The following is a 13,943-nucleotide window of genomic DNA, read 5'->3' as shown; positions in this document are numbered from 1 at the left end:
CAGGTGCTCGGTTTTGTGTTCATCCACATATTCACTCACGCAGAAGCCGTATGACCCGCTCCCCGATCCGCCGTCTCGTGTTTGGCACCTTGCGCCGCCTGCTGTACCTCTGGGTGCGCTCGGAAACCATCAACCAGTCGTCCTTCACCCTCGACCTCGACCGCAGCCGGCCGGTGTTCTACGTCCTGCAAAACCCGTCCCTGACCGATCTCGCCGTGGTCGATACCGAATGCACCAAGGCTGGGCTGCCACGCCCGGTACTGCCGGTGTCGGTGGGCAACCTGCTGGAACCGGCGGCCTTCTTCTACCTGACCCCGGAGCCCGACTGGCTCGGCCGCCAGGACAAGCGCGGCGCACCACCGACCCTGACCCGGCTGGTCAGCGCCCTGGCCCAGAATGCCGCCGAAGATGCGCAGATCATTCCGGTCAGCGTGTTCTGGGGCCAATCCCCGGACAGCGAGTCGAGCCCGTGGAAGCTGCTGTTCGCCGACAGCTGGGCGGTGACCGGTCGCCTGCGCCGGCTGCTGAGCATCATGATCTTGGGGCGCAAGACCCGGGTGCAGTTCTCCGCACCGATCAACCTGCGCGAGCTGATCGAACACAACAAGGGCCACGAGCGTACCGTGCGCATGGCCCAGCGCATCCTGCGGGTGCACTTTCGCAACCTCAAGGCGGCGGTCATCGGCCCGGACATTTCCCACCGGCGCAACCTGGTCAAGGGCCTGCTCAACCAGCCCCTGGTGAAACAGGCGATCCTCGACGAGGCCGAGCGCGAGAAGATTTCCCCGGAAAAGGCCAAGGCCCAGGCCCTGCGCTACGGCAACGAGATCGCCTCGGACTACACCTACACCGCGATCCGCTTCCTGGAAGTGGTGCTCAGCTGGTTCTGGAACAAGATCTACGACGGGATCAAGGTCAACCACCTCGAAGGCGTGCAGAAGATCGCCCAGGGCCACGAAGTGATCTACGTGCCCTGCCACCGCAGCCATATCGACTACCTGCTGCTGTCCTACCTGCTGTTTCGCAACGGCCTGACCCCGCCGCACATCGCCGCCGGAATCAACCTCAACATGCCGGTGATCGGCGGCCTGCTGCGTCGCGGCGGGGCCTTCTTCATGCGCCGCACCTTCAAGGGCAACCCGCTCTACACCTCGGTGTTCAACGAATACCTGCACACCTTGTTCACCAAGGGTTTCCCGGTGGAGTACTTCGTCGAGGGCGGCCGTTCGCGCACAGGGCGCATGCTGCAACCCAAGACCGGGATGCTGGCCATCACCCTGCGCAGCTTCCTGCGCTCCTCACGCATGCCCATCGTCTTCGTGCCGGTGTACATCGGCTATGAAAGAGTGCTGGAAGGGCGGACCTACCTGGGCGAGCTGCGCGGCGCGAGCAAGAAGAAAGAGTCGATCTTCGACATCTTCAAGGTCATCGGCGCCCTCAAGCAGCGCTTCGGCCAGGTGGCAGTGAACTTCGGCGAACCGATCAAGCTGGCGGAATTCCTCGACCAGGAACAGCCGGACTGGCGGACCCAGGAGCTGGGCCCGCAGTACCGCCCGGCCTGGCTCAATGAAACCACCAACCGTCTCGGCGAGCGGGTGGCCCAGCACCTCAACGAAGCCGCGGCGATCAACCCGGTGAACCTGGTGGCCCTGGCCCTGCTCTCCACCACCCGCCTGGCCCTGGACGACCGCGCCATGGCGCGGGTCCTGGACCTGTACCTGGCACTGCTGCGTCGCGTGCCCTACTCGCCCCACACCACCTTGCCCGAAGGCGACGGCCGGGCTCTGATCCAGCACGTCAAGGACATGGACCTACTGGCCGAACAGAGCGACGCCCTGGGCAAGATCCTCTACCTGGACGAGCAGAACGCCGTCCTGATGACCTACTACCGCAACAACGTGCTGCACATCTTCGCCCTGCCGGCGTTGCTGGCGAGCTTCTTCCAGAGCTCGTCGCGCATGAGCCGCGATCAGATCCTGCGCTACACCCGCGCGCTCTATCCCTACCTGCAATCGGAGCTGTTCATCCGCTGGCCGCTGGAGGAACTGGACGCGGTGGTGGACCAGTGGCTGGAGGCCTTTGTCGAACAGGGCCTGCTGCGCTTCGAGAAGGACCTGTACCAGCGTCCGGCCCCGAGCTCGCGGCATTTCGTCCTGCTGACCCTGCTGTCCAAGAGCATTGCCCAGACCCTGCAACGCTTCTACATGGCCATTTCCCTGTTGCTCAACAGCGGCCAGAACAGCATCAGCGCCGAGGAGCTGGAAGACCTGTGCACGGTCATGGCCCAGCGCCTGTCGATCCTGCATGGCCTCAATGCCCCGGAGTTCTTCGACAAGAGCCTGTTCCGCCACTTTATCCAGACCTTGCTGGACCAGGGTGTGCTGCGCCGCGACGAAGCCGGCAAGCTGAGCTACCACGAAGCGCTAGGGGAGCTGGCCGAAGGTGCCGCCAAGCGCGTGCTGCCGGCAGACATTCGCCTGTCGATCCGCCAGGTCGCCCTGCACCGCAGCGAAGACGCCGCCGACCAGCTCGCGGCACCTGCGCAAAACGACTAGATTCTTACGGGCGCCGGAGCAACTGCGGCGCCCTCGATACGGAGATCCGCGATGAAAAAGCTCAGCCTGCTGGCCGCCACCGCGCTGCTCGGCGCTTGCCAGTCCATGAATCCCGCTGCCAAGGCCAGCCTCGACGGCGAAGTCTTCTACTTGCAGCGCATTGCCCTGCCACCGGCGGCCACCCTGAGCGTGAGCCTGCAGGACGTGTCCCTGGCCGACGCCCCTGCCGTGGTCCTGGCCGAGCAGAACGGCCCGGTCAAGGGCCAGGTGCCGCTGCCCTTTCATCTCAGCTACGACCCGGCCCAGGTCAAGCCCGGCCACCGCTATTCGGTCAGCGCGCGGATTGAAGTGGCTGGCCAGCTGGTCTTCATCACCACCGAAAACAACGCCGTTAAACTCGACGGCAGCGACCCGCAGCCCTTGAAGCTGCGGGTCGACGCTGTTCGTTAATGCTTATTGCACAAGGAAGCCGCCATGCTCCGTACTTCGCTTCGTTTCACCAGCCTGTGCGCTGGCCTGTTGATCTCTGCCAGCGCCCTGGCCCTGTCCCTGAACGACCTGTCCCAGGGTGATGCCAGCGGTGGCCTGAAAGATGCCCTGACCCAGGGTGCGCAGATCGCCGTCAAACAGCTGGGCACCCCAGGTGGTTTCAGCAACAACCCCGAGGTGCGCATCGAGCTGCCGGGCAACCTGGGCAAGGTCGCGAAAAAAATGAAACAGTTCGGCATGGGCGACCAGGTCGATCAGCTGGAAACCAGCATGAACAAGGCTGCCGAGGCCGCTGTCCCGCAAGCCCAGGCCCTGTTGGTGGATGCCGTGAAGAAGATGACCGTGGCTGACGCCAAGGGCATTCTTGCCGGCGGCAAGGACTCCGCCACCCAGTACCTGGACAAGAGCAGCCGCGAGCAGATCCGCGCCAAGTTCCTGCCGATCGTCAAGCAGGCCACTGACCAGGTCGGCCTGGCCAAGCAGTACAACTCCTTCGCCGGCCAGGCTGCGACGCTCGGCGTGCTGGATGCCAAGAGCGCCAACATCGAGAGTTACGTGACCGAACAAGCCCTCAATGGCCTGTTCGAAATGATCGGCAAGCAGGAAGAAACCATTCGCCAGAACCCGGCGGCAGCCGCCACCAGCCTGGCCAAGAAAGTCTTCGGCACCCTGTAAGCCTTCCCACCACCTGTAGGAGCCAGCTTGCTGGCGAAGACCTCGCCAGGACAAGCACCTGCCCCAAGGGCCTCTTCGCCGGCAAGCCGGCTCCTACAGGATGTATTCCCGCATACCGGTTCCTAGGTTTTCTTGACCCTGAACCAGGCCGCATACAGCGCCGGCAGGAACAACAGCGTCAGCGCCGTCGCCACGATCAGCCCCCCCATGATGGCCACTGCCATCGGCCCGAAGAACACACTGCGCGACAGCGGGATCATCGCCAGCACCGCCGCCAGGGCGGTCAGCACGATGGGCCGGAAACGCCGCACCGTGGCTTCGATGATCGCGTCCCAGGGCTTCTGCCCTGCCTTGATGTCCTGCTCGATCTGGTCCACCAGGATCACCGAGTTGCGCATGATCATCCCCGACAGGGCAATGGTCCCGAGCATGGCCACGAAGCCGAAGGGCTGGCGGAACACCAGCAGGAACAAGGTGACCCCGATCAGTCCCAGGGGCGCGGTGAGGAACACCATGGCCGTGCGCGAGAAACTGCGCAGCTGGATCATCAGCAAGGTCAGCACCACCACGATGAACAGCGGCACGCCGGCCTTCACCGAGTTCTGGCCCCGGGTCGAATCCTCGACCGTGCCACCCACTTCCAGCAGGTAACCATCGGGTAGCTCGGCGCGAACCGGCTCCAGGGTCGGCAGGATCTGCTGCACCAGGGTCGCCGGCTGCTCCTTGCCGTAGATGTCGGCGCGCACGGTGACGTTGGGCAGGCGGTTGCGGTGCCAGATCACCCCTTCCTCGAAGCCGTACTCCAGGGTCGCCACCTGGGACAGGGACACGCTCTGGCCATTCTCGGTAGGCACCGCCAGGCTCGGCAACAACGACAGCTCGGTGCGTTCCTCGCGGGTGCCCCGCAGCAGGATCTCGATCAGCTCGTTGTCTTCCCGGTACTGGCTGACGGTGGAACCGATCAGCGAGCTCTGGAGGAATTTCGACAGGTTGGCGGTGCTCACTCCCAAGGCCCGGGCCCGGTCCTGGTCGATGTTCAGGTAGACCACCTTGCTGGGCTCTTCCCAATCCAGGTGCACGTTGACCACATGGGGGTTCTCTCGCACCTTGGCCGCTACCTTGCGCGCCAGGGCGCGGACTTCCTCGATGTGCTCGCCGGTGACCCGGAACTGCACCGGGTAGCCCACGGGCGGCCCGTTCTCCAGGCGCGTGACCCGCGAGCGCAGCGCCGGGAACTGCTCATTGAGGGTTTCGATCAACCAGCCGCGCAGCTCTTCACGCTCCTCGATGCTCTTGGCCAGCACCACGAACTGGGCAAAGCTGGTGGCCGGCAGTTGCTGGTCCAGCGGCAGGTAGAACCGCGGCGAACCGGTGCCCACGTAGGCCACGTAGTTGTCGATGCCCGCACGCTCCTTGAGCAGGGCTTCCAGGCGCTTGACCTCATCGGCGGTATTGCTCAGGGACGCGCCTTCGGCCAGCTTCAGGTCGACCATCAGCTCCAGGCGGCCCGAGGCCGGGAAGAACTGCTGGGGAACGAAACGAAACAGCATCACCGAGCCGACGAACAGCAGGATGGTCAGGACGATCACGGTCTTGCGCCGCTCCACGCACCAGCCCACTACCCGCCGTACCCGCTGGTAGAAGGGTGTGCCGTGGGGATTGGATTCGGCGCCATGCTTGGCCGCGTGGATCTTCGCCAGGTCCGGCAGCAGTTTTTCCCCCAGGTACGGCACGAACACCACGGCTGCAATCCACGAGGCCACCAGGGCAATGGTCACCACCTGGAAGATCGAACGGGTGTATTCGCCGGTACCGGACTGGGCCGTGGCGATCGGCAGGAAGCCCGCCGCGGTGATCAGGGTGCCGGTGAGCATGGGAAAGGCGGTACTGGTCCAGGCGAAGCTGGCGGCCTTGATCCGATCGAAGCCCTGCTCCATCTTGATCGCCATCATCTCCACCGCAATGATCGCGTCGTCCACCAGCAAGCCCAGGGCCAGCACCAGCGCCCCCAGGGAAATCTTGTGCAGGCCGATCCCCAGGTAGTACATGGTGGCGAAAGTCATCGCCAGCACCAGGGGAATCGCCAGGGCCACCACCATCCCGGTCCGCACTCCCAGGGAGAAGAAACTCACCAGCAGCACGATGATCAGGGCCTCGGCCAGCACCCGGACGAACTCGCCGACCCCGGTCTTCACCGCCGCCGGCTGGTCGGACACCTTGCGCAGTTCCATCCCCGCCGGCAGGCTTTTCTGCAGGCGCGAAAACTCGCCTTCCAGGGCCTTGCCCAGCACCAGGATGTCGCCGCCTTCCTTCATCGCCACCGCCAGGCCGATGGCGTCTTCACCCATGAAACGCATGCGCGGCGCGGGCGGATCGTTGAAGCCCCGACGCACCTCTGCCACATCACCGATGCGGAAGGTACGACCGGAGACGCGGATCGGGAAATCGCGGATCTGCTCCACGGTCTGGAAATTGCCCGACACCCGCAGTTGCACCCGCTCGCTCGGGGTCTCGAAGAACCCGGCGGTGGAGACAGCGTTCTGTTCTTCCAGGGCCTGTTGCACCGCCGCCAGGGGCAGGCCCAGGGTCGCCAGCTTGACGTTGGACAGCTCGATCCAGATTTTCTCGTCCTGCAGGCCCAGCAGGTCGACCTTGCCCACGTCCTTGACCCGTTGCAGCTGGATCTGGATGCGGTCGGCGTAGTCCTTGAGCACCGCGTAGTCGAAGCCCTGCCCGGTCAACGCATAGATATTGCCGAACGTGGTGCCGAACTCATCGTTGAAGAACGGCCCCTGGATACCGGGCGGCAGGGTCTGGCGGATATCGCTGATCTTCTTGCGGACCTGGTACCACAGCTCGGGAATCTCGCTGGAGTGCATCGAGTCCCGGGCGATGAACGTCACCTGGGATTCCCCGGGGCGGGAAAAAGACACAATGCGGTCGTACTCGCCGGTCTCCATGAGTTTCTTTTCAATGCGCTCGGTAACCTGGCGCGACACTTCCTGGGCCGTGGCCCCGGGCCAGTTGGTGCGGATGACCATGGCCTTGAAGGTGAAAGGCGGATCCTCGCTCTGCCCCAGCTTGGTGTAGGACAGCGCACCGACAATGGCCAGCAGCAGCATCAGGAACAGAACGATCTGGCGATTGCGCAACGCCCAGGCGGAAAGGTTGAAACCCATCGGGTATTACTCCTTGGCCGCCAGATTGACCACGCGGTTGGAGCGATCCACCGGGCGCACCTGCAAGCCCTCATGGAGCACATGCACCCCCGCGGCCACCACCCAATCGCTGGCGCTCAGCCCTTCGAGCACCGGCACGCTCTTCTCGCCGAAGGCGCCGACCCGCACCGGGGTCTTGTGCAGGGTATTGTTGGCATCGACCCGCCAGACATAAGTCGCCCCGCCTTCCGCGGACAACGCCGACAGCGGCACCGACAGCGGCACCGCATCACCGCTCTGGATGAACACCCGGGCGCTCTGGCCCAGCTCGGCGGGCACCTTGCCGGCAGTGAAGGCAATGCGCGCGGCGAAGGTCCGGGACTTGGGATCGGCAGCGGGCGACAGCTCGCGGATGCGCCCGTCGAAGCGCTGGCCCGGCTGGGTCCAGAGTTCCACCGAGACCGGCTGGCCGACCTTGAAACGGCCGTAGTTCTGCTCGGGGAAGCTGATCAGCACCTCACGCTCGCCATCGGTGGCCAGGGTGAAGACCGTCTGCCCGGCCGCCACCACCTGCCCCACCTCCACCGCACGCTTGGCCACTACACCGTCCTGTGGCGCGCGCAGCACCGCGTAGCCGGCCTGGTTGTTGGCCACATCGAACTCGGCCTTGATCTGCTTCAGGCGGGCTTCGCCGGAACGGTAGAGGTTCTCGGCGTTGTCATATTGGGAATGGCTGACCATCTGCCGCTCCAGCAGGGTCTTGTAGCGATCACGCTCGGCGCGCACCAGGTTGAGGTTGGCGCTGGCCGCGGTGACCTGGGCCCGGGTGGCTTCAAGTTGCAGGCGCACGTCCTGCGGGTCGAGCTCCGCCAGAGGCTGGTTGGCCTTGACCCGCTCGCCCTCCTCCACCAGCCGTCGGCTGACCTTGCCGCCGATACGGAATGCAAGGTCCGGCTCGTAGCGGGCTCGCACCTCGCCCGGGTAACTGTCAGAAGCCCGTGCCGAAGGCTCTGGCTGGACCACCATGGCCGGCCGGATGCCAATTTGAACGGGCTCTTCGTGCCCACAAGCAGACAGAAAAAAAGCCAGGCTGACTGGCAAGGCATAGCGGAACATGGCGGCGACCTTTCGCTAATGGTGCTTGGAATATTTATACTGGCCGGTATGTTATTAATAGCAAACTCACCAGTCCAGTATTAACAGCGAAAAAATGTCCGACAATATTTCCGCAAACGTTGGGCCAGGCAGGCCCAAGGATCTGGCCAAGCGCCAGGCCATTCTCGAAGCAGCCAAAGTCCTGTTTTTGAGCAATGGCTACGCCAGTACCAGCATGGATGCGGTCGCCGCTGAGGCCGGGGTTTCAAAGCTCACGGTCTACAGCCATTTCAACGACAAGGAGACCTTGTTCACCGCCGCCGTGGTGGCCAAATGCGAAGAACAGCTGCCCACGCTGATCTACGAACTGACCCCCGACACGCCGGTGGACAATGTTCTGCTGAATATCGCCAGGGGCTTTCACCATCTGATCAACAGCGACGAGTCGGTGAACCTGCACCGCCTGATCATGACGCTGGGCAGCCAGGACCCCAAGCTCTCGCAGATCTTCATCGAGGCCGGTCCCGAACGGGTACTGCTGGGGATGGAGCGGCTGCTGGCAAAGATCGATCAGCTGGGCACCCTGCGCATCGACAAGCCGCGCAACGCCGCCGAGCACTTCTTCTGCCTGCTCAAGGGCGGGGCGAATTTCCGCCTGCTCTACGGCTGCGGCGAACCCTTGAGGGGCGCCGCCGCAGAGGAGCATGTGCAGGAAGTGGTGGCGCTGTTCATCCGCGCCTACCGGCCGTAGAAACCGGCAGGTGCAGCGCTGGCTGATGTAGGAGCGGGCTTGCCAGCGAAGCGGACTGAAAACCGCTTTCGCCGGCAAGCTGGCGGCTACAGGGGGCTCAGGCCTTGAGGGCCTTCTTCGGGTAGATGTCGTAGCGGCTGGATTTGCCCTCCAGCCCATGGCTGGGCTTGGGCCCTTCGATGCACGGCGCCTTGCGCGGGCGCTTGACCACCACCCGGTGGCTGGCCAGGGCCAGGGCCGCGGCAAGCAGGGCCGGGGCGTCGTTGTCATCGCCCACCAGTGGCCGGAACAAGCGCATTTCCTTCTTCACCAGGGCACTTTTCTCCCGGTGGGGAAACATCGGGTCGAGGTAGATCACCTGGGGCGGTTCACCCTGCCAGTTGCGCATCAGCTCGATGGAATTGCCCTTGAGCAAATGCATGCGGGCCACGATAGGCCCTACCTCGGCGTCCAGCGCAGCGCGGGCCAGGCCGTCTTCCAATAGCGCACCAATCAATGGCTGGCGCTCGATCAGGCTCATCTCGCAACCCAGGGTCGCCAGCACGAAGCCGTCCTTGCCCAGACCGGCCGTGGCATCCAGCACCCGTGGCCGCACGCCCTGGGCCACCCCCACCGCCTTGGCGATCATCTGCCCGCTGCCGCCGCCGTACAGCCGCCTATGGGCCGCACCGCCCTCGACGAAATCCACCCGTACCGGCCCGGGCGCGTCCGGCCCCAATTGCTGCAACTGCAGGCCCTGCTCGCCCACTTGCAAGGCGAACTCGGCCTCATCGACCTGCAGCGCCAGCCCCAGGCGCTCGGCCCATTGCTCGGCCGCCGGGGCGAATCCGGCGCCCAGGGCCTCGACTTTGATGCGGCAGGCTGCGGGTTGCTCATTCATCTGAAAACACACTCAAAAAATTAATGATCGGCAAAAACTGCCGATAACAGGACTATCGGCCATTTTGCCAGAGCTCAAGCGTCGACCGAGAGCAATGTCAGACATTCAACGCACATCGATAGGTTATATCTCGCCCCACGGCGACTATGGCCTGCGCAACTCCCAGGCACTGAGCGGCGTCAGCCATCTGTGGCAGGACTTCTTTGCCCAGGCCCTGGCCGAGCAACGGGGTGAAGGTGCGAGCGTTGAATCGGTACCGGCGGTGGCCATCGATGGCCCGGTTGAACCGGCTGGCGGCAGCGATGTGCTGGCGCAGATCGTCAACCAGCGTCATTGCGACGTGCAAGACACCGAGGTCCGCCCGCCGGAGCCGCTGTTCCTGCCTATCGCCGAGTTTGAAATGGACCTGCTGGATAAACCCGCCCCGCCCTTCCCGCCAGAAGAGATCGTGGCCCAGCAGCGCCAGCAGGATTTCGAAAGTGGCTGGGTACGCCCAATCGTGCTCAACGCCGGCCAGCCGATTCCTGCTCCAGGCCCTGCGCCGGAGCCCCGCCCACTGCACCTGCCGATCGCCGAATTCGAACTGGACCTGCTGGACAAACCCGCCGAGCCGTTCCCGCCTCAGGAACTCATCGAGCAACAGCGGGCGATGGACTTCGATATCGGCTGGGCCCGCCCACTGATCCTGCAGAACCTGCGCATCGCCGCCTGAGCCCAGCCTCAGCGACACACCCACCAAGGCCCTACATCCAGATGAAAGTGGTTGCGATGGGCATTGTTGTAGTCCGGCCCCAGCACCACGTTGAACGCGTCACAGGCGCCATCCCGGGCCAGGCGCAGAAACCGGCCTTCATTGCTGTCCTTGGGCCAATCCCGGAGCACGCTGATGCTGCGCCCATCCACCAGGCGAAAGCCGGCGATGTCCAGGGCATTGGCACTGGCATGCTGGCTGCGGGCACCGCTCTGGCGGCTGTACATGTTGCGGCAGGCGAAACTGCCCAGGTGATCGACTCGCGCCACCCGCTGGCCGTACACCGCCTGCGCAGCCGACTGCAGGCCATGGCGCTCATACAGGGCAAAGGCCACCGCCAGCGGGCAACTGGCAAGAAAGCTGCTGCTCAGGGCCACGTCGCCACCCTGTACACGCAGGGTATTGCTCAATGGGCAAGCAACGTCGGTGCGGCTGTCGGGCTGGCGGCTGGTACGCAAACCCGAACCTGCTAGCACCTGGTCGCACAGTTGCGGGTCATCCCGCAGCCGCGCCAGCTTGAAACGGGTCAACAGGTTGGGCTTGGCCCGCACGTCCAGCGGCGCCCAGGGATTGCAACTGTCCGCGACGGGCAGCCAGCCCAGGCGGACACCGATCAACAACAGGGCACCCAGCAACAACAAGGCGCCCAGGACTTTCACTACCCGCACAGACACTCCCGTTTCACGGCTGCTTGAACATTTGATTGATCTGCCCGAACGGCATCGCCCGGTCGGCAAAATCGAAACGCCCGTGGCTATGGATATCTTGCGCAGCCCGGTAGAAGGCTCCGTAGGCGGCCCGCGCCAGGGCCGAACCGACACTGATGCGCTTGACGCCCAGCTCCGCCAGTTGCGCCACGCTGAGGTTGAGGCCTCCCGACATCAGCACGTTCACCGGCTTGGGCGCCACCGCCCGCACCACCTGCTGGATATCCTCGGCACTGCCCAGGGCCGGGGCATAGAGCACATCGGCACCGGCCTCGGCAAAGGCCTGCAAGCGGCGAATGGTGTCTGCCAGATCATCACGCCCGTGCAGCAGGTTTTCCGCCCGGGCGGTCAGGGTAAAGGGAAAGGGCAGACTGCGAACGGCCGCCACGCAGGCCTCGATGCGTTCCACCGCCAACTGGAAATCGTAGATCGGCTGCTCGGCATGGCCCGTGGCGTCCTCGATCGAAGCACCGACCACACCGCTGGCCGCCGCAAGAAGCAACGCCTGGGCACAGCCTTCGGGGCTGTCGGAAAACCCGTTTTCCAGGTCCGCCGCCACCGGCAGGCTGCTGGCGCCGACGATGCTGCGCACGTTGTCCAGCGTGTTCTCCAGGCTGAGTGCACCTTCGGCATCCGGGCGCCCCAGGGAAAAGGCATAGCCGGCGCTGGTGGTGGCCAGGGCCTCGAAGCCGAGGCTGGCGAGCATCTTCGCCGAGCCGGCATCCCAGGGGTTGGGAATGACGAAGGCTCCGGCACGTTCATGCAGGGCCCTGAAGGTAGTGGCTCGAAGGGTTTGCGCGTCCATTGGCTCGCTCCTGAAGAAGGCCTTGAAGGCGCTTCAGAGCAAGCCGAGTTGCTCCGCAGCGGGCTCTCTGTATAACTCAGGCAATGCGGGCAAGCCAGGCAAACGTTGCATCAGCCGGGCGTGAAAACGCCGCGCCAGTTCGGCCGCCAGACGGTTGTCCGAGGTGTGCAGGAACACGTAGGGCGTACGCCCCTCTTCGATCCATCCGGCGACCTTATCGATCCAGGGCTCGAGGAAAGGATCGTTGGCCTCAAGCTCCGGATGACCGATGAAGCGCACCTGGGGAAACTGGGTGAAGGCTGCGGGGCGCGGTGGCACCTTGGGCTTTTTCGACTGCGCATGCAGCACCGCAGGAGCGGTCGACGTGCAGCTGAACAGGGCCCGCGGGTCGAGGCAGATGCGTTCCACGCCACGCTCGCGCAGCAGCCGGTTGAGCATGCGTTCGGCATCGCCCTTGGTGAAGAACTCCGGGTGTCGCACTTCCACCGCCAGCGGCCGCTCCAGGCCATCGATGAACCCGGCCAGTTCCGCCAGGCGCTGTGGCGCAAAGCTGGCCGGCAACTGCAGCCACAGCGGCGACACCCGCTCACCCAGGGGGCTGAGCAACTGGATAAAGGACTCAGCGGCGCTCAACTGCTCGCGCAGGTCGCCGCCGTGACTGATGTCACCGGGGAACTTGGCGGTAAAGCGAAAGTGCTCGGGCATGATCTCGGCCCAGCGCTGCACGGTTCCGGGCGCCGGCCGTGCATAGAAGGTGGTATTGCCTTCGACGGCGTTGAAGACCTGGCAATACAGGCCGAGGAAATCGTTGGGCCGGGCATCTTCCGGGTACAGGTACTCACGCCAGGCGTTTTCGCTCCAGGAAGGACAACCGAGGAAATAAGGCAGCATCAGATATGCAGGTCGAGACCCACCACTTCCATATCCCAATCGACAAAGCCAGCGGTGGTCAAGTAGCTGGCCAAGGCGTTGGCCACGCTCTTTTTCATCGCCCGCTGGAAGATCATGTCCTGGGGGCGGGCGGGAAGATTGCCGGTACGTGGGGAAGAAGCCTGGGAACGGCTCTGGGTCGAAGGCTCGGGCTGCACTTCAATGGCGTCGGCATCGTCCAGGGACTCGTCTACCAGCGCACGGCCTTTGCGAGGCTTGCGCTTGATGGGGTAGGACTGAGAGGAGAAGCCGTCTATACGCATACAGAAAAGCCCGGGGTCGATGATGGCAATTTAGCGGCACCGCTTCGACTTAGCAAATGCCCAAGTGATAACTAGAACACAGAAAAGCCAAAAGGTTTAAAACCGGGCAGGTTCAGGCTGAAAAAACGGATGATTGGCGGGCGTATGCGAGAATTATCAGCATGACCGCGCCCATTTTCTCTAGGTTCAACGGGCCTTGGGAGTAGCGACCTTGTCCCGCAGATAGACGGGTTGAGCCTGGTCGGCAACGATCGCCTCGCCGCGCTCCCAGGCAAATTGCGCCAGGGTCAGCAGGTCGACCGCATGGGGCAGCATGCCGGCGTCCTGGCCGCTGAGTTCGACGGCAATGCGCTCGCCATACCCCCAACCGGTGCCCGCGCCGAACCAGTCGCCGCTGGAACCTTCGGGCAGGGCCGCGACTTCCGGCGGCAATACCGCTTCCGCGCCCACCAGGCGCATCTCGCCGGCCACCTCCTGGTAACAGCCCCAATAGACTTCATCCATGCGCGCATCGATGGCCGAAGCCACCTGGGTCGCGCCATGCTCGCGCAGAGCCCGCTGGGCCAGCACCGCCAGGTTGGATACCGGCAGCACCGGGCGCTCCAGGGCAAAGGCCAGGCCCTGCACCACGCCGATGGCGATGCGCACCCCGGTGAAGGCGCCCGGGCCACGGCCAAAGGCAATGGCTTCGATCTGTTGCAAGGTCACCCCGGCATTGGCCAGCAGCTCCTGGATCATCGGCAACAGCTTCTGCGCATGCAGGCGCGGGATCACCTCGTAATGGCTCGTGACCTTGCCGTCATGCAGCAAAGCAACGGAGCAAGCTTCAGTCGCGGTGTCCAGGGCCAGCAAGGTGCTCATTCGGGGTTCCATAGGCATTGAAA

Annotated in this window: 13 protein-coding genes; 5 read left to right on the top strand and 8 right to left on the bottom strand. The window is 64.3% G+C overall.

The genetic code is table 11. From position 1 onward, the window contains the following. The first annotated feature begins 50 nt into the window (after window positions 1-50). From plsB to KCG88_RS14245, 3 genes are read left to right on the top strand one after another with little or no spacing between them, the layout of a single operon-like run. The gene (gene plsB, locus KCG88_RS14255; RefSeq protein WP_047284100.1) at window positions 51-2,555 is read left to right on the top strand and encodes a glycerol-3-phosphate 1-O-acyltransferase PlsB; all 2,505 of its coding nucleotides are present in this window, start codon (window positions 51-53) and stop codon (window positions 2,553-2,555) included. 51 nt (window positions 2,556-2,606) lie between these two features. Beyond that, window positions 2,607-3,005, top strand: a complete 399-nt coding sequence (locus KCG88_RS14250) for a YbaY family lipoprotein (protein ID WP_047284099.1) — start codon at window positions 2,607-2,609, stop codon at window positions 3,003-3,005. A 24-nt stretch (window positions 3,006-3,029) separates the two neighbouring features. Continuing rightward, complete coding sequence (locus KCG88_RS14245; protein ID WP_047284098.1) at window positions 3,030-3,719, top strand: DUF4197 domain-containing protein; 690 nt, start codon at window positions 3,030-3,032, stop codon at window positions 3,717-3,719. Between the two features lie 122 nt (window positions 3,720-3,841). On the opposite strand, the gene KCG88_RS14240 is transcribed toward KCG88_RS14245, so the two are convergent. Both KCG88_RS14240 and KCG88_RS14235 read right to left on the bottom strand, forming a co-directional pair. Next, entirely contained in the window at window positions 3,842-6,898 is a 3,057-nt protein-coding gene (locus KCG88_RS14240; protein ID WP_047284097.1) for an efflux RND transporter permease subunit, read from the bottom strand. A 6-nt stretch (window positions 6,899-6,904) separates the two neighbouring features. Next, window positions 6,905-7,993, bottom strand: a complete 1,089-nt coding sequence (locus KCG88_RS14235; protein WP_011059505.1) for an efflux RND transporter periplasmic adaptor subunit — start codon at window positions 7,991-7,993, stop codon at window positions 6,905-6,907. Window positions 7,994-8,087: 94 nt separating this feature from the next. Here KCG88_RS14235 and KCG88_RS14230 point away from each other — a divergent pair, with 94 nt between their 5' ends. Then, entirely contained in the window at window positions 8,088-8,723 is a 636-nt protein-coding gene (locus tag KCG88_RS14230; protein WP_047284096.1) for a TetR/AcrR family transcriptional regulator, read from the top strand. A 97-nt stretch (window positions 8,724-8,820) separates the two neighbouring features. On the opposite strand, the gene KCG88_RS14225 is transcribed toward KCG88_RS14230, so the two are convergent. Then, on the bottom strand, window positions 8,821-9,603 hold the full coding sequence (locus KCG88_RS14225; RefSeq protein ID WP_019093907.1) for a class I SAM-dependent methyltransferase: 783 nt from the start codon (window positions 9,601-9,603) through the stop codon (window positions 8,821-8,823). Between the two features lie 94 nt (window positions 9,604-9,697). Between KCG88_RS14225 and KCG88_RS14220 the strand changes: the two genes are divergently transcribed. Beyond that, complete coding sequence (locus KCG88_RS14220) at window positions 9,698-10,315, top strand: hypothetical protein (RefSeq protein WP_015634318.1); 618 nt, start codon at window positions 9,698-9,700, stop codon at window positions 10,313-10,315. A gap of 8 nt (window positions 10,316-10,323) precedes the next feature. Here the strand turns inward: KCG88_RS14220 and KCG88_RS14215 are convergent, their stop codons facing one another. The 5 genes from KCG88_RS14215 to tsaB all read right to left on the bottom strand — a co-directional run bounded on the left by KCG88_RS14215 (window position 10,324) and on the right by tsaB (window position 13,920). After that, window positions 10,324-11,022 (bottom strand): extensin family protein, encoded by a 699-nt coding sequence (locus KCG88_RS14215; protein ID WP_047284094.1) that lies wholly within the window; start codon window positions 11,020-11,022, stop codon window positions 10,324-10,326. A gap of 13 nt (window positions 11,023-11,035) precedes the next feature. After that, window positions 11,036-11,866: an isocitrate lyase/phosphoenolpyruvate mutase family protein gene (locus KCG88_RS14210; protein ID WP_047284093.1), complete on the bottom strand. Its 831-nt coding sequence runs from the start codon at window positions 11,864-11,866 to the stop codon at window positions 11,036-11,038. 33 nt (window positions 11,867-11,899) lie between these two features. Continuing rightward, window positions 11,900-12,760, bottom strand: coding sequence for a DUF72 domain-containing protein (locus KCG88_RS14205; protein WP_026020060.1), 861 nt, complete (start codon window positions 12,758-12,760; stop codon window positions 11,900-11,902). Continuing rightward, window positions 12,757-13,059 carry a hypothetical protein gene (locus tag KCG88_RS14200; protein ID WP_047284092.1) on the bottom strand — a complete coding sequence of 101 codons (303 nt, stop codon included), beginning with the start codon at window positions 13,057-13,059 and terminating at the stop codon, window positions 12,757-12,759. Before KCG88_RS14200 ends, KCG88_RS14205 begins: the two co-directional genes overlap by 4 nt. A 186-nt stretch (window positions 13,060-13,245) precedes the next feature. Then, window positions 13,246-13,920, bottom strand: coding sequence for a tRNA (adenosine(37)-N6)-threonylcarbamoyltransferase complex dimerization subunit type 1 TsaB (gene tsaB / locus KCG88_RS14195; protein ID WP_210712578.1), 675 nt, complete (start codon window positions 13,918-13,920; stop codon window positions 13,246-13,248). Between the last annotated feature and the right edge of the window lie 23 nt (window positions 13,921-13,943).

Origin of the sequence: Pseudomonas sp. MWU349 (assembly GCF_017947325.1) — a bacterium.
GTDB classification, from domain to species: domain Bacteria; phylum Pseudomonadota; class Gammaproteobacteria; order Pseudomonadales; family Pseudomonadaceae; genus Aquipseudomonas; species Aquipseudomonas protegens.
This window is presented reverse-complemented; position numbering and strand designations above follow the sequence as displayed.

Excerpts from the sequence above, each read along its gene's own strand:
- plsB (WP_047284100.1), top strand. The coding sequence starts at position 51 with ATGACCCGCTCCCCGATCCGCCGTCTCGTGTTTGGCACCTTGCGCCGC.
- KCG88_RS14240 (WP_047284097.1), bottom strand. The coding sequence starts at position 6,898 with ATGGGTTTCAACCTTTCCGCCTGGGCGTTGCGCAATCGCCAGATCGTT.
- KCG88_RS14210 (WP_047284093.1), bottom strand. The coding sequence starts at position 11,866 with ATGGACGCGCAAACCCTTCGAGCCACTACCTTCAGGGCCCTGCATGAA.
- KCG88_RS14200 (WP_047284092.1), bottom strand. The coding sequence starts at position 13,059 with ATGCGTATAGACGGCTTCTCCTCTCAGTCCTACCCCATCAAGCGCAAG.
- KCG88_RS14235 (WP_011059505.1), bottom strand. The coding sequence starts at position 7,993 with ATGTTCCGCTATGCCTTGCCAGTCAGCCTGGCTTTTTTTCTGTCTGCT.
- KCG88_RS14225 (WP_019093907.1), bottom strand. The coding sequence starts at position 9,603 with ATGAATGAGCAACCCGCAGCCTGCCGCATCAAAGTCGAGGCCCTGGGC.
- tsaB (WP_210712578.1), bottom strand. The coding sequence starts at position 13,920 with ATGAGCACCTTGCTGGCCCTGGACACCGCGACTGAAGCTTGCTCCGTT.
- KCG88_RS14230 (WP_047284096.1), top strand. The coding sequence starts at position 8,088 with ATGTCCGACAATATTTCCGCAAACGTTGGGCCAGGCAGGCCCAAGGAT.
- KCG88_RS14245 (WP_047284098.1), top strand. The coding sequence starts at position 3,030 with ATGCTCCGTACTTCGCTTCGTTTCACCAGCCTGTGCGCTGGCCTGTTG.
- KCG88_RS14220 (WP_015634318.1), top strand. The coding sequence starts at position 9,698 with ATGTCAGACATTCAACGCACATCGATAGGTTATATCTCGCCCCACGGC.
- KCG88_RS14250 (WP_047284099.1), top strand. The coding sequence starts at position 2,607 with ATGAAAAAGCTCAGCCTGCTGGCCGCCACCGCGCTGCTCGGCGCTTGC.